The organism is Dyella jiangningensis, assembly GCF_003264855.1.
Lineage (GTDB): Bacteria > Pseudomonadota > Gammaproteobacteria > Xanthomonadales > Rhodanobacteraceae > Dyella > Dyella jiangningensis_C.
In genome coordinates, this window is sequence record NZ_NFZS01000001.1 from 444,307 (window position 1) to 461,725 (window position 17,419).

The window sequence follows — 17,419 nt, forward strand, 5'->3', positions numbered from 1 at the left end:
CACACACCGCGAGGCCCGGCGTAGCGGTCACCGGTCCGAAGCGAAGTCTGCGTTCCGGTGTACTGTTGCCCGTCGAAGGCCAGCGGCCTTTGCATGGAGAACGGCATGTCGCGGAACCGCCTGTTGAAGTCCCTCGCTCTGTCCACCGCCCTAGCGCTCGGCGCGGGCTTCCTTCCGGGTGTGCACGCGGCGACGACCGTCCCGCCGGCCACCGACACGCTATCGTCCGGCGTGTATTACGAAATCTTCGTGCGTGCCTGGTACGACACCAACGGCGACGGCATCGGCGATCTCAACGGCGTCACCGCCAAGCTCGATTACCTGAAATCGCTGGGCATCAGCGGCATCTGGCTGATGCCGATCAACAACTCGCCCAGCTACCACGGCTACGACATCACCGATTACTACGGCATCAATCCGCAGTACGGCTCGGTGGCCGATCTCCAGCACCTGGTGGACGAAGCGCACAAGCGCGGCATCGCGGTGACCATGGACATGGTGATCAATCACAGCAGCAACGAGCACCCCTGGTTCGTGGCTGCGCAGAAGGCCAACGATTTGCATCGCAACTGGTACACCTGGGCCACCAAGCGGCCCAATCTCGATGCGCTGAGCGCGACCGATACGCCAATCTGGCATGCGGGCGACGACGGTTGGTACATCGGCGTGTTCGGCGGCCACATGCCCGACTTCAACTACGACAACCCGGCCGTGCGCGCCGAGATGATCAAGGTCGGCCAGTACTGGCTGGGCAAGGGTGTCGATGGCTTCCGCCTCGACGCGGCCAAGCACATCTACGTTGATTTCAAGTCGGACGAGCACAGCCTTGAGGCCGTACAGAAGAACGCCGCGTGGTGGACGGAGTACCACGACGCGCTCGCCAAGGTGAACCCCAAGGTGACCCTGGTTGGCGAAGTCAGCGCGAAGTCGCCCAAGGAGCTGGCGCCGTATCTCAAGCCGCTGGGTTCGATCTTCGACTTCCCACTGGCCGAACAGCTGATTCTCAGCGCCAAGAGCGAGAACGCTACGAAGCTTGAATCGCTGCTCAAGGCCACCTACGACGCGTACAAGCTCGCTGGGGACGCGCCGTTCATCGATTCCACGTTCCTGTCCAACCACGACCAGGAACGCGTGATGAGCCGCCTCGACGGCAACGTCGAGCACATGCGCGTGGCGGCGGCGATGCTGCTGACGCTGCCCGGCCGTCCGTACATCTACTACGGCGAAGAGCTGGGCATGGAGGGCAAGAAGCCCGATCCGAACCTGCGCGAGCCGATGCGCTGGACGCGCGAAGCGGGCCCCGGTGAGTCGCGCTGGAAACCGTCCAGCGTGAACCAGGGCCAAGTCGTCTCCGTGCAGGCCGAAGAGGACGATCCGAATTCGCTGCTGCATACCTACCGCACCCTGATCGGCTGGCGCGCACACAACAGCGCCCTGCGCGACGGCAAGCTGGAAGCGGTGGTCACCGGCAACCCGCACCTGTTCGCCTACTGGCGCAACGATGGCAAGCAGCGCCTGCTGGTGGTGCACAACCTTTCCGGCAAGAGCGTGATGTGGAAGCCTAAGGGCGATCTGCTGCCCAAGGAGGCCACCGTGCTGCTCACCACCCAGACGCAAGCGTCCCTCAAGGACGGCCATCTGAACATGCCTGCCTACAGCACCGTGGTGCTCCGCTGATGCGGGCGCGCCTGCTGGCACTGGCGCTGCTGTGCGCGACCAGTGCCATTCCTGCGGCGTTGGCCGCACACGTCGATGCCAGCGCCGACCGCATGGAGCTGGCGGTGCCCAAGGGCAAGCTGGAACTGCGCCTGCTGGCCCCCGGCATCGTGCAGCTGCGCATCGATGGCACGCGTGAACCGGCTACGCCGGTGATCGATCCGGAAGCCAGCTTCGATCCGGTCGACGTGAAGCGCGAGCAACAAGGCAGCGAGCAGGTGATGCGCTCGCAGCAGATGACCCTGCGCTGGAACCCGCAGCGCGCCGAGTTGCGCGTGGAGTCACCGGATGGCCGCCTGTTGATAAGCGCCAATGTCGCGCACGCGTTCGATGGTGGCTGGTCCATACGCCACGCCAAGGGCGATCCGCAGTACGGCATCGGTGGGCTCAATGCGTTCGACCCGAAGGCCGGAGATCTGCTGCGCCAGGGCAAGCAGCTGGCCACGGCCGGCAGCCAGGGCCACACCGGCGCGCCCTTCGTCTGGAGCACGGCCGGTTATGGCGTGCTGGCCGACGCCGAGCTCGCCCAATTCGACCTGACGGCGACCGACATCACCGTACACGCCAAACAGCAACCGGTGCGCACGATCTACCTGTTCGCCGGGCAGCCAAGCGCGTTGTTCGCGCAGCTGCGCCTGGTCAGCGGCGCCGCACCGATGTTCCCGAAGTGGGCCATGGGCTTCACCAACAGCCAGTGGGGCATCGACCAGAAGGAAGCGCAGGCGCTGGTGGAGACCTACCGCGCCAAGCACATCCCCATCGACAACTTCACCTTCGACTTCGACTGGAAGGCGTGGGGCGAGGACATGGGCGAGTTCCGCTGGAACACCGACACGTTCCCGGAGGGTCCTGACGGCAAGCTCAAGCAGTGGATGGACGCGCGCGGCATGCACATGACCGGCATCATGAAGCCTCGCCTGCATGTGGACACGGTCGAAGGCCGCGAGGCCACGCAGCATGGTTACTGGCTGGCGCAGTCGAAGGTCGCGCCCGATTACTTTTCGCACAAGCCGGTGCGCGACGTGGACTTCGACAAGCCCGAAGTGCGCGCCTGGTTCTTCAACGGCGCGCTCAAGCAGTCCTTCGACACCGGCATCGTGGGCTGGTGGAACGACGAAGCGGACGACAGCGGCGTCGACACGCAGTTTCTCAACATGCAGCGCGCCATGTACGACGGCCAGCGCGCGCACAGCGATCAGCGCGTGTGGTCGATCAACCGCAACTTCTACCTGGGTTCGCAGCGCTACGCCTATGGCGTGTGGTCGGGCGACATCCAGAGCGGCTTCGCCAGCATGGCCAACCAGCGCCAGCGCATGCTCACCGCGTTCAATGTCGGTGCGATGCACTGGGGCATGGACGGTGGCGGCTTCAAGGCGCCGCGTCCCAGCGACGAGAACTATGCGCGCTGGATAGAGTTCAGCGCGTTCACGCCGGTGTTCCGCGTGCATGGGGACTTCGGGCAGAAACGCCAGCCCTGGGTCTACGGCCCCATCGCGGAGAAGGCCGCGACGGATGCCATCCGGCTGCGCTATTCGCTCATTCCCTATATCTACGGCTACGAGTACCAGAACCACGTAACCGGCGTGGGCCTGGTGCGGCCGCTGCCGTTCGCCTATCCCGACGATCCGGCGCAGTGCGACCGCATCGATGCGTGGATGTTCGGCGAATACCTGCTGGTGTCGCCGGTGGTGGAGCAGGGACAGACGTCCAAACGGCTGAAGCTGCCGAAGGGTCGCTGGATCGACTGGTTCGACGGCAAGGCCTACGAAGGCGGACGCGAGGTCACGCTCGCCCTGGATGCCAAGGGCTGGGGTGACATCCCGCTGTTCATCCGCGAAGGCGCCATCATTCCTCAGCAGCCGGTGATGGACTATGTGGGGCAGCATCCGGTGACTTCCCTGGACGTGCAGGTGTTTCCGGCCGACAGCCAAACCCGTTTCGACATTTACGACGATGATGGCGAAAGCTACGCCTACGAGAAGGGTGCGTACTTCGTGCAGCCGCTGCTCGTGCAACGCGAGGGCGCTCGCGTGAGCGTCCGCACGGAAGCGCCCAAAGGCAGCTTCAAGCCGGCATTGCATGACTACGTGCTCGCCGTGCATGGTCCCGTGGCAAACTCGGTGCACCATGGCGACCAGCCGTTGCCGGTGTTCGATAGCGTTGATGCGTTGCGCAACGCCACGACGGAAGGCTGGGCGCGCGGCAAGGATCGTTTTGGCGAGGTGACCTACGTGAAGCTCGAAGCAGGCAAGGTGCACGATATCCAGCTTGATACTGTGGCGGTGCAGCAATGAGATTGCGCGCCGGTCGTCGCGTGCTGCCGCTGGCCCTGGCTTGTTCGGCGTTGTTCTCCGCCGGTGTCGCACAGGCGGACGCGATCGGTGCCGACCAGCTGAGCTGGCACGGCAAGACGGCGAGCATGCATACCAATGGCGACGGCAGCTTCGTGCTGCATGCGCCGGCAGGCGAAAGGCGCATCGCGGCGCAGCGGTTTGCAACACACACCGCGAGCCCGCTGTTCGATGGGCTGTTCGCGATGGCGCAGGACGACCTAAAGCACGACTCGGTGAGCGCGATCCAGGATCCGGCGTTCGATCACGGCAAGCCGATTCCCTGCGAGTGCTTCAAGACCGGTGACCGCTGGCCCTACGTGTGGACGCGCGACCTGTCGTATTCGGTCGACCTCGCGCTGTGGCGCTTCGATCCGGCGCGTGCGCGCCAGTCGCTACGCTTCAAGCTGTCCGAGGTGCGCGAGCCGTCCGCGCCGCAGGGCCTGTACGTGATGCAGGACACCGGCTCGGGCGGCAGCTGGCCGATCAGCACCGACCGCATCGTATGGTTCCTCGGCGCGCGCCACCTGCTGGACGACAAGGCCTTCGCCGACGACGTGTTCCGCGCGCTGAAGGACACCCTCTCGCAGGATCGCCTGTATGTATTCGATGGCACGCTCGGACTCTATCGCGGCGAGACCTCGTTCCTCGACTGGCGCGAGCAGACCTATCCGGACTGGACGGCCAAGGACGTGCGCTACATCGGCGAGTCCTTCGCGCTGTCCACCAACGTGCTGCATTACCAGGCGCTGCAGCAGGCTGCATCGATGGCGGAACAGCGATACGACGCTTCCGCCACCGACTTCCGCACACAGGCCGAGGCACTGAAGCGCGCGATCAACACGCACTTCTGGCGCGACGACCGTGGCATGTACATGAGCTACATCGGCCCCGGTGCGATGCCGATGGACACCTACGACCTGCTCGGCATCGCGCTGGCGGTGACCAGCGGCGTGGCCGACGAGGCGCGCGCGAAGCAGACGCTTGCCAACTATCCCGCGTGGCCCGCCGGCAGCCCGGTGATCTGGCCGGAGCGCAAGAACCAGCCGATCTACCACAACCGCGCGATCTGGCCGTTCGTGAGCGCGTACTCGCTGCGCGCCGCGCGCGAGGTGAACGACGCGCCGCGCATTGCGCATGAGCTCGATTCCATGCTGCGTGGCGCCGCGCTGTCGGCATCGAACATGGAGAACTTCGAGCTCGCCTCACAGGCCGTGCATGTCGACGAAGGCCCGCTCAGCGGCCCCGTGGTCGATTCGCCGGCGCAGCTGTGGTCGGTGGGCGGCTATCTCGACATGGTGATCGGCGGCGTGTTCGGCCTTGGCGACGAAGGTCGCATCGAACCCAAGTTGCCCGTGTCGTGGATGAAGACGTTGTTCGGCGACAAGCCGCGCATCACGCTGGACATGGGAGGCCGACGCATCACGCTCGTGCGTCCCGCCAAGGCGGACGGCGATCTGCTGGTCGCCGCCAAGCAGCAGCGCCAGGGCAATGAAACCGTGGTCGAGCTCAAGGCCATCCAGTCCGGCGCGAAACCCGTGCGCACCGATGCCACGCTCTACGCGCCGGCGATTCCCGATGCACCCGAGGTGAAGGACACCGCCAAGGGCTGGCAGGTGAGCTTTGCCGGCAAGGGCGTGCTGTACGTGGAGGGGCGACGCGTCGGCAACATCGATGGCAGCCTCGTCGTGCCCAAGGCCGATGCGCGCCAGTGTTTCCAGCTCACGCGGCTGGGCGAGGGCGGGCTGGAGTCGCTGCCCAGTGCGGCGACGTGCAAGGGTGACGAAGCCAGGCTTTCGGGCACGGGTCCGTGGGAATGGCGTGCGCCACGCGATGGGCGTTTCAATGTCACGCTCGCGTACGCCAACGACCATGGGCCGATCAATACGGGTGTCACGGCAGCGGTGAAGTTCCTCGACGTGCAGTGCGATGGCATGGCGGCCCAGCGGCTGCCGGTGGTCATGCCGCACAGCGAGGGTACGCAGCGCGCCACCTCGGCCACCTTCGAAGCCCGTGCCGGCAGCACGTGCCACGTCAGTCTCGAACAGGGCTTCAACATGAGCTATCTACGCCACAACGCGCACTACACCGGCGGGCAGGGCGGTGCCGGCGGTCCGTTGAACGAGGCGAGCGTCGAGGCCTTGCTGGTGGCGCCGCTGTCCGATGGGAAGTCCGCGCCATGAGTCGCAAGCCCGAACTGTCGTTCTGGCAGATCTGGAACATGTGCTTCGGGTTCCTCGGCATCCAGTTCGGCTTTGCGCTGCAGAATGCCAATGTCAGCCGCATCTTCCAGACCTTGGGCGCGGACGTGGGCGACATCCCGATCCTGTGGGTGGCCGCGCCGTTCTCCGGGCTGATCGTGCAGCCGATCATCGGCTATCTCTCCGATCGCACCTGGACGCGGCTGGGGCGTCGTCGCCCGTATTTCCTGATCGGCGCCGTGCTGTCGACGCTGGCGCTGCTGTGGATGCCCAATTCGCCAACGTTGTGGATCGCGGCAGGATTGCTGTGGATCATGGATGCCTCCATCAACATTTCGATGGAACCGTTCCGCGCGTTCGTGGGCGACCAGCTGCCGCCGCGCCAGCGTCCGAACGGCTACGCCATGCAGAGCTTCTTCATCGGCGTGGGCTCGGTGGTCGCGTCGCTGCTGCCGTGGCTGCTGGCCAAGCTGGGCGTGAGCAACACGGCGGCCGAGGGCGGCATTCCCGACACGGTGAAATATGCGTTCTACCTCGGCGGCGCCGTGCTGCTGGGTTCGGTGTTGTGGACGGTGTTGTCCACGCGCGAATACCCGCCCGAGGAATTGAGTGCTTTCGCCGACAGTCCCGCTGATGCGCATGCCACCAGCGATGTATCGCGTGGCTGGCGCGTGGGCCTGGTGCTGGGCGTGATGGGTGCGTTGCTGTTGGCGGCTATCCGCTATTACACGCTGGAGAAGGAGCTCTACCTGCTCGCGGGCGGCCTGATCCTGTTCGGCGGCTTGTTTGCGTGGCTGTCGATCACGCGCAGCGGCGGCATGTTGCGCCAGGTGATGGGCGACCTCTACGGCATGCCCACCTCCATGCGTCAGCTCGCATGGGTGCAGCTGTTCTCGTGGTTCGCGCTGTTCGCGCTGTGGATCTACACCACGGCCGCCGTGACAGCCGTGCACTACGGCACCAGCGACACGCATTCGGCGCTCTACAACGAAGGCGCCAACTGGGTGGGCGTGTTGTTCGCCGCCTACAACGGTTTCGCCGCCGTGGCGGCCGTGGCAATCCCGTGGATGGTGCGCAAGCTGGGCCTGCGCATGAGCCACCTGGTCAACCTGTGGCTGGGCGGCGCGGGGCTGCTGTCGTTCCTGCTGATCCGCGACCCGCACTGGCTGCTGCTGTCGATGGTGGGCGTGGGCTTTGCGTGGGCGTCGATCCTGTCGCTGCCCTATGCGCTGCTGTCGGACAACCTGCCGGCGGCGAAGATGGGCGTGTACATGGGCATCTTCAATTTCTTCATCGTGATCCCGCAGCTGCTGGCCGCGAGCGTGCTGGGGCTGCTGCTGCGGCTGTTCTTCCACGGCCAGGCGATCTGGGCGCTGGCGATGGGTGGCGCGAGCCTGGTCATCGCGGGGCTGTGCACGTTGCGCGTGGCGGAGCCGGCGGGACAGCTGTCATCCGCACCGGCGCGCTGATTCCCACGTGCACTCCCTGTTTTTTGTAGGAGCGCACCCAGTGCGCGACCGCCGCGCATAAGGTTCGCCGATGCATCGGGTTTCCATCGTGAGGCGAAGGTTCAGCGTCGGCGCTTCGTAGGCTTATCGCGCACTGGGTGCGCTCCTACAGTGGGTTGGCTCGCCGCTCAGCGCGGCCTCACACTCGACTTACGCACCACCAGTTTCGCCGGCATCATCGCGCTTTCCGCCGGTTCGCCGCGGATCAGCCGCAGCAGGTTGTCGACCAGGATCTCGCCGGCCTGCTTGGTGTCCTGCAGCACCGTGGTCAGCGGCGGATTGACGAAGCTCGCCATCGGGATATCGTCGAAGCCAGCCAATGCCACGTCGTCGGGCACCTTCAATCCGTGGTCCGCAAGCGCGCGCATGGCGCCGATGGCGATCAGGTCGCTCGCGGCGAACACGGCATCGAAAGCGACGCCACGCGCGAGCAGTGTTTCCAGCGCGTCATAGCCGGAGCGTTCGGTGCTCTCGGCATTCACCTGCAGCACGGATTCCACGTCCAGGCCGGCATCGGCCAGTGCCTGCGTGTAGCCGCGATAGCGGTCGAAGAACTCGGGGTAATGGCTGGAAGCGTCACCGAGGAAGGCGATGCGACGGCAACCCTGTTCAACCAGGTGCGTCGTGACGGCGAGGCCGCCGCTGATGTTGTCGCAGCCCACGGAGATGTCCGGCTGGTCCGGCAGCACCGCGCCCCAGCGCACGCAATGCGTGCCCTGGTCGACCAGCTTCTTCAGCTTGTCGCAGATGGCGAGGTAGTCGCCGTAGCCGAGCAGGATGATGCCGTCCGCCTTCTTGCTGTCCGCGTAATCGGCATGCCAGTCGTGCGAGAACTGCTGGAACGAGATCAGCAGGTCATGGCCGCGTTGCGCGCTGGCGCGGGTGATCGAACCCAGCATGGACAGGAAGAACGGGTTGATGTGCGAGTCATCGGCCGTCGGGTCTTCGAACAGCAGCAGCGCCAGCGTGCCGGTATGGCGCGCACGCAGGCTGGAAGCATTCTTGTCGACCTTGTAGTTCAGCTCGTCCACCGCCGCCTGGATGCGCCGGCGCGTCTCCTCGTTCACCAGCGGGCTGCCGCGCAGCGCGCGTGAGACCGTCGACTGGGAGACGCCGGCCAGGTGGGCGATATCGAATGAGGTGACTTTTCCCTTGATCTGCACGCGGCCATGACCCCTGGAGGCAATACCGGCCGAATCCCTGTGGCCAGACGGTTGGATGGCAAATCCTAGCGGCTTGAGTGCTCGCTGTCCTTTCGCCGGACCAGCGCGGGAACCGGGCAAAAAAATGCCCCGAGGATTAGGGGGGAATCCTCGGGGCCGGGTGGAAGCGAAACCCAGGGGAGAGGTTCGCTTGCCGGGTGGCTCATCCAGGGAGGTGGGTGAGCCGGTTGGATGCCGTTGCGCGCATCCGTGGATTAAGAACGCGCCACGCGGCAAAAGTTGCACTCGGCAGCGCGATTTTGTTTGGGTGGGATTCATTTGACGAAATTCAAACGAATGGGTGTGCTTCGAGGATTCGGTTACTTGATGAGGCCGGATCGAGGCGTCGCGGGCCCTTAATCTCGTCCACCTCCAACTGTAGGAGCGCACCCAGTGCGCGACAGCCTTTCGCGCCGGTCTTCATTCCTCGTTGTCGCGACGCGGGCCTGGGTCCAGTTTCATCCGTCTTCGATTGATGCGATGTCGCGATCTGGCTCGCCTGCCGCGGGCTTCCGGACCGCTGCCGCGGCCCGGGTCACTTCTCTTTGCGTGGCCAAAGAGAAGTAACCAAGAGAAAGGCCACCCCGATGCCGCGCCCCTGCGGGGTCGCAGGCGGGAGGCGGGGTGGATCGACAGGGCATCCTGCACTGACGATCCACTGGCCGGCATCCATGCCGGCCACCCTGCGGGCTATTCCGCCTCCCGCCTGCTCGCGTCATAGGGGAGTGGAGGTCAAAGCCGGAGCCAAGAGCGGGGCTCTCTTCCCTGCAGGAGCGCACCCAGTGCGCGACCGCGGCGTGTCTATCGCCTCTGCGGTCGCGCACAGGGTGCGCTCCTACAACGGAATTACGGCAACGATCTCTCACTGCGATGTGCCGCGCAGCGGCACGAGCCTTTCACCATTCCCCTGTGTGGCGGTGAGGGGTGGACGATGAGGCCCCGCAGGGGTGCCCGACAGGACGTCGGGCACTTTTCGTCCGGGCAGGAGCCCGGTCGAAAAGCCCGGCCGCCCCTCACGGACTGGCTGGGCAAAGCCCAGACAGCGCCATGCGGGGTGCCGTTCTCTTTGGTTACTTTCTGACGCGAAGCTAATCCCTGTGGGACTTGGGCAAGCAAGAGAAAGTAACCCGGGCCGCGGCAGCGGCTCGGAAGCCCGCCGTCCCACGGGGACTCTCTTCGGTCGCAGGCGAGCCCGGTCGCGATATCGCTACAACTGGAAACCGAGGCTTTTGGCTGTCTCGCTTCGCTCGCCCCTTCGGACGTTCTAGCGCTCCGCCTGGCTCCGCGCCGCACTAACTAGAAATGAAGACTGGCGCGAAAGGCTGTCGCGCACAGGGTGCGCTTCTACAGAGGTTGGGGAGAGGGAGGGTGATGCCGCGTGGAAACCGCGCCTCCATCAATCAGACCCTCCGGGAATGGCGCTCAGTGCGCCTCATCCCAATTAGTCCCCACTCCAGCCTCCACCAGCAGCGGCACCGACAACTGTGCCGCTCCCGACATGCGCTCGATCACGCCGGCGCGAACTTCATCGACGGCATCCTTGCGCACCTCGAACACCAGTTCGTCGTGCACCTGCATCAGCATGTGGGCGTCGTCGTTACGCTGGCCCAACCAGCCATGCACCGCGATCATCGCGCGCTTGATGATGTCGGCGGCGGTGCCCTGCATCGGGGCGTTCACCGCCGCGCGTTCGGCGCCCGCGCGCAGGGCCTGGTTGCGGGAGGTGAGGTTTTCCAGGTACAGGCGGCGGCCGAACAGGGTTTCCACGTAGCCGTCGCGGTGGGCCTGCTGGCGGGTGGCGTCCATGAAGGCGTGCACGCCGGGGTAGCGGGCGAAGTAGCGGGCCATGTAGTCGCTGGCTTCGCCGCGGTCCACGCCGAGCTGGCGGGCCAGGCCGAAGGCGCTCATGCCGTACATCAGGCCGAAGTTGATCGCCTTGGCGGCGCGGCGCTGGTTCGCACTTACTTGCTCGGGCGCGAGGCCGAACACTTCGGCGGCCGTGGCGCGATGCACGTCGCCACCTTCGTGGAACGCCTTGAGCAGGCCTTCGTCGCCGGACAGGTGCGCCATGATGCGCAGCTCGATCTGCGAATAGTCCGCGGCCAGCACTACCCAGCCGTCCGGCGCCACGAAGGCCTGGCGGATACGCCGGCCTTCCTCGGTGCGCACGGGAATGTTCTGCAGGTTGGGATCGGACGAGGACACGCGTCCCGTCGCCACCGCGCCCTGGTGATAGCTGGTGTGCACGCGTCCAGTGCGCGGATTGACGATCTCCGCCAGCTTGTCGGTGTAGGTGGAGCGCAGCTTGGCGAGGCCGCGGTAGTCGAGGATCAGGCGCGGCAGCGGATGATCGTCGGCAATCGCTTCCAGCGCTTCCTCGTTGGTGGATGGCTGGCCGGTGGGCGTCTTCAGTTTGGCGGGCAGGCCCAGTTCGTCGAACAGGATGGCCTGCAGCTGCTTGGGCGAGTCGAGGCTGAACTCGCGGCCGAGTCCCTTCCATGCCTCCTGCTGCAGCTCGAGCATGCGCTTGCCGAGTTGCTGGCTCTGCGTGCGCAGGTTGTTCACGTCGATCAGCACGCCGCGTTGCTCCATCGAGGCGAGCACGGGCACCAGGGGAATCTCGATATTTTCGTACACCGAACGCAGCGAAGGCGCGCTTTCCAGCTTGGGCCACAGCGCGTGATGCAGGCGCAGCGTGATGTCGGCATCTTCGGCGGCATAACGGCAGGCCGTATCGCAGTCCACCTGCGAGAACGCAATCTGCTTGGCGCCCTTGCCGGCGACTTCCTCGTACTTGATGGTTTCGTAGCCGAGGTATTTCCTGGCCAGCGAATCCATGTCGTGGCGCGTGGCGGTCGCGTTCCACACGTAGGACTCCAGCATGGAGTCGTGCTTGAGCCCCTGCACGACGATGCCGTAGTGCGACAGGATGTTGATGTCGTACTTGGCGTGCTGGCCGAGCTTGGGGCGGTTGGGATCTTCGAAGATCGGCTTCAGTGCGGCGAGCACCTGGTCGCGCGGCAATTGGGCGGGCGCGCCAGGGTAATCGTGGGTCAGCGGCACGTAGCAGGCATGGCCCGGTTCCACCGAGAGGCTGAGGCCGACGATGTCGGCCTGCATCGAATCGATCGAGGTGGTCTCGGTGTCGAACGCGATCAGCGGCGCGTTCGCAATCTTCGCCAGCCAGTGATCGAGCTGCGCCTGCGTGGTGACGAGCTCGTACTGTCCCTGCATGTTCAGCGCGGGAATATCGGCTTCCAACTCCACGATGGCCGGGGCCGGCGGGCTGGCCGGCGCCTCGGCGGCGGCACCTTCGCCGGAGGATGCCGCGGCCTCGGCTTCCAGGTCCTTGAGCGCCGCCTTGAACTCGTAGCGCCGGAACAGCTCGCGCAGTTCGTCCACGTGCTTGTCGCGCGGCGTGAGCCCGGTGACGGGCAGATCGAGCGAGACGTCGGTCTTGATCGTCACCAGCTGGCGCGACAGCGGCAGCTGCGGCAGCGCCGCGCGCAGGCTCTCGCCGATCTTGCCGCCGACCTTGTCGGCGTTGGCCATCAGGTTGTCGAGGTTGCCGTACTCGGCCAGCCACTTCGCCGCCGTCTTCGGGCCGCACTTGGGCACGCCGGGCACGTTGTCGACGGTATCGCCGGTGAGGGTGAGGAAATCGATGATCTGCGACGGCTGCACGCCGAACTTCTCCACCACGCCGGCGGTGTCGGTCGTGGTGTTGGTCATCGTGTTGACCAGCTGCACGCCGGGACGCACGAGTTGCGCGAGATCCTTGTCCGACGTGGAGATCTCCACCTCGATGCCTTGCACGCAGGCCTCTTCGGTCAGCGTGCCGATCACGTCGTCCGCTTCCACGCCATCCACGCGCAGGATCGGAAAGCCCAGCGCGCTCACGATGGCCAGCATCGGCTCGACCTGCGCACGCAGGTCATCCGGCATCGGCGGGCGGTTGGCCTTGTACAGCTCATACAGCGCGTTGCGGAAAGTGGGCCCGGGCGCGTCGCTTACGAAGGCCACGTAGTCCGGCTTCGCCTTGAGCGTGGCGCGCAGCATGTTGACGATGCCGAACAGGGCGCCGGTCGGCTCGCCCTGCGAATTGCTGAGCGGCGGCAACGCGTGGAAGGCGCGGTAGAGATAGGACGAACCGTCGATGAGTATGAGCTTGGGCATAAGGGGGATTGTCGCATGGGGTGGCGGACGGCGTTTCGTTGGCCTGCAAGCGGTGCAACCTTGGACCCGCAACGCGGTCTGTTGCTGTCGGTTGGCCGCTAGACGCGGTGCTGTCGCAGGATGTCGGTTCACGAGCCACACCGGTGCCCGCTGCTATGCTCCACACCCTACAAGGAGGCCGTCATATGAAATCTGTCACGTGGCTTGTTGTGCTTGGCATGGCGGTCGCATCGAGTGTGCTGGCCCAGTCGGCCAGCCAGTTCCCGCCCGCGCCGCCGCCGCCGGGCATCAATGATCCGGGCGTCAAGGCCGTCGCGCCGCCCCCGCCGGCACCGGCAACCAAGCAGTCCTCGCCCGCGACCTCGGCTGACACCTCGGCGACGCTGAGCCAGCCGGCGTCGTCCTCGCCGTCATCGCAGCCGCGTGACGCACGTGGCGAGGCGCCGCCGCAGGTCAGCGTGCACACCGAAGGCGACCAGACCATCCAGGAATACCGCCGCAGCGGCCAGCTCTACATGGTCGTGGTGACGTCGCGCGCCGGCATCACGCAGACCTACATGGTCGACCAGAAGGGTGCATGGACCAACCAGGCCGGCGAACCGGTGAAGCCGGTGATGTACAAGGTCATGGAGTGGGGCAAGAGCAAGTCCGCCGAAGACCAGGACAACGGCGGCAAGTAAGGCCCACGCCATTGAGCCCGCTTGCCGGAATGCCTGCATGAACCCACGCGAGAGCTGGCTGCTGTTCGCACTGGGTTCGGCTTTTTTCGCGGCGCTCACCGCGCTGTTCGGCAAGCTGGGCGTGGCGGGCATCAATTCCAACCTCGCTACCTTCATCCGCACCATCGTCATCCTGCTGGTGACGGCCGGCATCCTCAGCCTGCGCAACGAATGGGTGAAGCCCACCGGGCTCCCCACGAGCAGCTGGGTCTTCCTCGTGCTTTCGGGCATCGCCACCGGCTTGTCGTGGCTGTGCTACTACCGCGCGCTGCAGCTGGGGCCGGTGAGCAAGGTCGCGCCGATCGACAAGCTGAGCGTGGCCATCGCCATCGTGCTCGGCGTGCTGCTGCTGGGCGAGTCGCTGAGCTGGCCGCTGGTGATCGGTGGCGGCCTCATCGTGGCCGGCGCAATCGTGATCGCGGTGTTCTGAATCGACAGGCATCATGCCTCGTCCAATTCCGGGTAGTGGCGGAAAATGCCGTCTTCGTTGAACGCCAGCCGCCGCGGCGAGGCGAGGTAAGCGGCAATGCGCGGTCGCTCGGCGACACGCTCGCGGAGCGCACGCAGGCGCGTCGTGCGGCGTTGCAGCCTCTTCATGGTGCGCGGGAAGGCGTACTCCAGGCCGGCCATCAGCTGGAACAGCGAAAGATCCACATAGGAGTTGCGCCGGCCCAGCGCGTGTCGTCCGTCGTTGTTCTCGAGGATCTGCTCGAAATAGCCGAGGAACTTGGGGATGCGTTCCTCGCGGAAGGATGCCGAGCGCTTGCGCGCTTCCGGCCGCTGGTCCTCGTAGTACTTCTCGACCGCCACCGGGTGATGCGTGTCGTGCGCCTCGGCGACGATGTCGGTGATGGTGAGCTGCAACTGCAGCGCGTAGGTCTGGCTGGCGGCCGAGGCGGGAACCAAGCCATGGCGAGGCGCGAGGAAGCCGAGGATATTGGCCGTCTGTGCGATCACCTGCCGGCCCGCGCGCAGGAACGGTGGCGCAAAAGGCTGCGCGCCCGGCTGCTGGCCCCGCAGGAAGGGCATGATCGCCTCGTCGCCTTTTTCGCGCGCGACGTCGATGTATTCCGCACCCGCGTCTTCCAGTGCGAGTCGTACGAATTCCCCGCGGCCCTGGATGCCCGTCCAGTAATAGAGCTCATAGCGCATGGGTGATTCCTCGGCAAAAACCGCAGGCTAAATGGCGCGCGTTCAACGGCGCGTATAGAAGGCCGAACGTCGAAGCCGTAGCGAGGGTGACCGTGGGGTGCGCCGTGCGCGCGACTGCAACCTTGCAGCGTAATGACATGGTCGGGATGTCGCGGACAGGGTGCGCTCCCACAGAAGATCTTCGCCGTCACCGCATCACCACTGTAGGAGCGCACCCAGTGCGCGACCGCAGCATCACACGTCTCCGCAGCCGACGCTTATCGCCTCGCCGCAAGCCCCTTCAGCGCCTCCCACACCACCGTCGCCAGCGGCGACAACGAACGCTGCCTGCGCTTGAGCAGCACCACGTCGCGATGCTCCTGTGGCGTCAGCGGACGCGTCACCAATGTGGCGGGCGGTGGCGACAGGGCCGGACTCACGCTGATGCCCAAACCCGCTTCAACCATGCGGAACGCCGTATGCGTGTGACCCGTCTGCTGCACCACGGTCGGTTCGATCCCGCGGCGCGCGAACACCTGGTCGATCAACCGCCGGCTTCCCGAGGAGTAGTCGAGCAGTATCAGCGGCTGGCCCTGCAATTTGCGCCAGGGCACGCGATCCAGCGTGGCCAGCGGATGGTCGGGACGGCACACCAGCACGAACGGGTCGCGCAGGATGAGCTCGCTGTCGAACTCGCCGGTGTCGGGTGGTTCGATGGCCAGGCCAAAATCCACCTCGCCACCGCGCACGCTGTCGAGCACCATGGTCTGTGCCTGATCGTGCAGCTGGATGACGAGCTCGGGAAACCGACGCGCGCACTCCGCAATGCATGGCGGCATCAGGCCTGCCGATAGCGTGGGCACCGAAGCGACGTGCACCTTGCCGCGGCGACGCTCGCTTTCCGAGTGCACATGGGCAAGCACGCCTTCGAGCTCATCCAGCACGCGGCCGATCGCGCTCTCCAGGTAGCGGCCGGCTTCGGTCGGTACGACCTCGCGCGTATTGCGGTCGAACAGCTTGAGGCCCAGCTCGCTTTCCAGTTCGGCGACATGCCGGCTGACCGCGGGCTGGCTCAGGTGCAGGCTTTCGGCCGCGCGCCGGAAATGCTGCAGCCGGGCCACGGCGAGAAAGGCGCGAAGCTGGCGCAGGCTGATATTCATAACAAGATCATATCAATAGATCAGATAATACGATTTGAATAATCAATGCGGCGAAGGTCCAATAGCCGCCTGTCTCGTCCGTTCGCCAACCCGTCATGTTCCTGCGCCGCTTTTTTCCTGATCGCTTCACCTGCGCCCTGATCCTCACGGTGGCGCTTGCCAGCGTGCTGCCGTGCCGCGGCGCGACGGCAAGCGCGTTCAGCGTGCTGACCGACCTGGCCATCGCGCTGTTGTTCTTCCTGCACGGCGCGAAGCTGTCGCGTGAAGCGGTGGTCGCGGGCATGACGCACTGGCGCCTGCACCTCACCGTGCTGGCCAGCACCTTCGTGATGTTTCCTGTGCTGGGCGTGCTGCTGCGCCCACTGCTGTCGCCGCTGGTTACGCCCGATCTGTACCTGGGTGTGCTGTTCCTGTGCACGCTGCCGTCGACGGTGCAGTCGTCGATTGCCTTCACATCGATGGCCCGAGGGAATATTCCCGCCGCCATCTGTGCCGCTTCGGCGTCCAGCCTGCTTGGCATCTTCGTCACGCCATTGCTGGTCGGCGTGTTGCTGGAGTCGCATGGGCAGGCCGGCATGAGCTGGGATGCGGTCGGCGCCATCGTGTTGCAGCTGCTGGTGCCGTTCGTGGCCGGCCAGGTCGCGCAGCGCTGGATCGGTCGCTGGGTGGGGCGGCGTCGCGCCATGCTGTCGTACGTGGACCAGGGCTCGATCCTGCTGGTGGTCTACACCGCTTTCAGCGCGGCAGTGTTGCAGGGCCTGTGGAAGCAGATGCCGTTGCCGGTGCTGGGCGGCCTGCTGGTGGTCAACGCCGTGCTGCTGGCGATCGCCTTGTTGATGACGCGCTACGGTGCGCGCCTGCTTGGTTTCAAGCGTGCGGACGAAATCACCATCGTGTTCTGCGGATCGAAGAAGAGTCTCGCCAGCGGCGTGCCGATGGCGAAGGTGCTGTTCGCAGGCCATCCGCTCGGTGCGATCGTGTTGCCGATCATGCTGTTCCATCAGATCCAGCTGATGACGTGCGCCGTGCTGGCGCGGAAGTATGCGGCGCGGCCGGTGGAGGTGAGCCGCAAGCTTGCCGAGACGTCCAACTGAGCTCGACGCTCGTCTGTAGGAGCGCACCCAGTGCGAGATAAGCCGACGAAGCGGCGACAAGGCAGGTCCTGTGCTTCGCGAAAGCCGAATGCATCGGCAGGTTGGCACGGTGCGGTCGCGCACTGGGTGCGCTCCTACAGGGAACAGCGAGAAAAAAACGGGGCCCTGAGGCCCCGTCTTGT

At 65.6% G+C, this 17,419-nt stretch carries 11 protein-coding genes; 7 read left to right on the top strand and 4 right to left on the bottom strand.

Annotation, left to right across the window (positions count from 1 at the left end; genetic code table 11):
• Positions 1 to 105: 105 nt before the first annotated feature.
• The 4 genes from CA260_RS01895 to CA260_RS01910 are packed head-to-tail and all read left to right on the top strand — an operon-like array spanning position 106 to position 7,716.
• Positions 106 to 1,677, top strand: coding sequence for an alpha-amylase family glycosyl hydrolase (locus CA260_RS01895; RefSeq protein WP_111980774.1), 1,572 nt, complete (start codon positions 106 to 108; stop codon positions 1,675 to 1,677).
• Complete coding sequence (locus CA260_RS01900; RefSeq protein ID WP_111980775.1) at positions 1,677 to 4,010, top strand: TIM-barrel domain-containing protein; 2,334 nt, start codon at positions 1,677 to 1,679, stop codon at positions 4,008 to 4,010. The genes CA260_RS01895 and CA260_RS01900 overlap by 1 nt, the downstream gene beginning before the upstream one ends.
• Positions 4,007 to 6,229 (top strand): Six-hairpin glycosidase-like protein, encoded by a 2,223-nt coding sequence (locus CA260_RS01905; RefSeq protein WP_111980776.1) that lies wholly within the window; start codon positions 4,007 to 4,009, stop codon positions 6,227 to 6,229. Before CA260_RS01900 ends, CA260_RS01905 begins: the two co-directional genes overlap by 4 nt.
• The gene (locus CA260_RS01910) at positions 6,226 to 7,716 is read left to right on the top strand and encodes an MFS transporter (RefSeq protein WP_111980777.1); all 1,491 of its coding nucleotides are present in this window, start codon (positions 6,226 to 6,228) and stop codon (positions 7,714 to 7,716) included. The genes CA260_RS01905 and CA260_RS01910 overlap by 4 nt, the downstream gene beginning before the upstream one ends.
• A 167-nt stretch (positions 7,717 to 7,883) precedes the next feature.
• Here CA260_RS01910 and CA260_RS01915 read toward each other — a convergent pair whose 3' ends face one another.
• Positions 7,884 to 8,912, bottom strand: coding sequence for a LacI family DNA-binding transcriptional regulator (locus CA260_RS01915; RefSeq protein ID WP_111982957.1), 1,029 nt, complete (start codon positions 8,910 to 8,912; stop codon positions 7,884 to 7,886).
• Between the two features lie 1,467 nt (positions 8,913 to 10,379).
• Positions 10,380 to 13,133, bottom strand: a complete 2,754-nt coding sequence (gene polA / locus CA260_RS01920) for a DNA polymerase I (RefSeq protein WP_111980778.1) — start codon at positions 13,131 to 13,133, stop codon at positions 10,380 to 10,382.
• 185 nt (positions 13,134 to 13,318) lie between these two features.
• On the opposite strand from polA, the gene CA260_RS01925 reads away from it, so the two are divergent.
• Together CA260_RS01925 and CA260_RS01930 are read left to right on the top strand one after the other, a co-directional pair.
• A complete protein-coding gene (locus CA260_RS01925) occupies positions 13,319 to 13,813 on the top strand; it encodes a DUF2782 domain-containing protein (RefSeq protein ID WP_111980779.1) in 495 nt (164 codons plus the stop codon).
• Positions 13,814 to 13,850: 37 nt separating this feature from the next.
• The gene (locus CA260_RS01930) at positions 13,851 to 14,282 is read left to right on the top strand and encodes an EamA family transporter (protein ID WP_111980780.1); all 432 of its coding nucleotides are present in this window, start codon (positions 13,851 to 13,853) and stop codon (positions 14,280 to 14,282) included.
• An 11-nt stretch (positions 14,283 to 14,293) separates the two neighbouring features.
• Here CA260_RS01930 and CA260_RS01935 read toward each other — a convergent pair whose 3' ends face one another.
• Together CA260_RS01935 and CA260_RS01940 are read right to left on the bottom strand one after the other, a co-directional pair.
• Positions 14,294 to 15,004, bottom strand: a complete 711-nt coding sequence (locus CA260_RS01935; protein ID WP_111980781.1) for a glutathione S-transferase — start codon at positions 15,002 to 15,004, stop codon at positions 14,294 to 14,296.
• A gap of 257 nt (positions 15,005 to 15,261) precedes the next feature.
• Complete coding sequence (locus CA260_RS01940; RefSeq protein ID WP_111980782.1) at positions 15,262 to 16,143, bottom strand: LysR family transcriptional regulator; 882 nt, start codon at positions 16,141 to 16,143, stop codon at positions 15,262 to 15,264.
• Between the two features lie 95 nt (positions 16,144 to 16,238).
• Between CA260_RS01940 and CA260_RS01945 the strand changes: the two genes are divergently transcribed.
• Positions 16,239 to 17,237 (top strand): bile acid:sodium symporter family protein, encoded by a 999-nt coding sequence (locus CA260_RS01945; RefSeq protein WP_111980783.1) that lies wholly within the window; start codon positions 16,239 to 16,241, stop codon positions 17,235 to 17,237.
• Positions 17,238 to 17,419 lie beyond the last annotated feature (182 nt).

Coding starts and splice junctions, on each gene's coding strand:
- CA260_RS01895 (WP_111980774.1), top strand. CDS start 106: ATGTCGCGGAACCGCCTGTTGAAGTCCCTCGCTCTGTCCACCGCCCTA.
- CA260_RS01900 (WP_111980775.1), top strand. CDS start 1,677: ATGCGGGCGCGCCTGCTGGCACTGGCGCTGCTGTGCGCGACCAGTGCC.
- CA260_RS01905 (WP_111980776.1), top strand. CDS start 4,007: ATGAGATTGCGCGCCGGTCGTCGCGTGCTGCCGCTGGCCCTGGCTTGT.
- CA260_RS01910 (WP_111980777.1), top strand. CDS start 6,226: ATGAGTCGCAAGCCCGAACTGTCGTTCTGGCAGATCTGGAACATGTGC.
- polA (WP_111980778.1), bottom strand. CDS start 13,133: ATGCCCAAGCTCATACTCATCGACGGTTCGTCCTATCTCTACCGCGCC.
- CA260_RS01925 (WP_111980779.1), top strand. CDS start 13,319: ATGAAATCTGTCACGTGGCTTGTTGTGCTTGGCATGGCGGTCGCATCG.
- CA260_RS01930 (WP_111980780.1), top strand. CDS start 13,851: ATGAACCCACGCGAGAGCTGGCTGCTGTTCGCACTGGGTTCGGCTTTT.
- CA260_RS01935 (WP_111980781.1), bottom strand. CDS start 15,004: ATGCGCTATGAGCTCTATTACTGGACGGGCATCCAGGGCCGCGGGGAA.
- CA260_RS01940 (WP_111980782.1), bottom strand. CDS start 16,143: ATGAATATCAGCCTGCGCCAGCTTCGCGCCTTTCTCGCCGTGGCCCGG.
- CA260_RS01945 (WP_111980783.1), top strand. CDS start 16,239: ATGTTCCTGCGCCGCTTTTTTCCTGATCGCTTCACCTGCGCCCTGATC.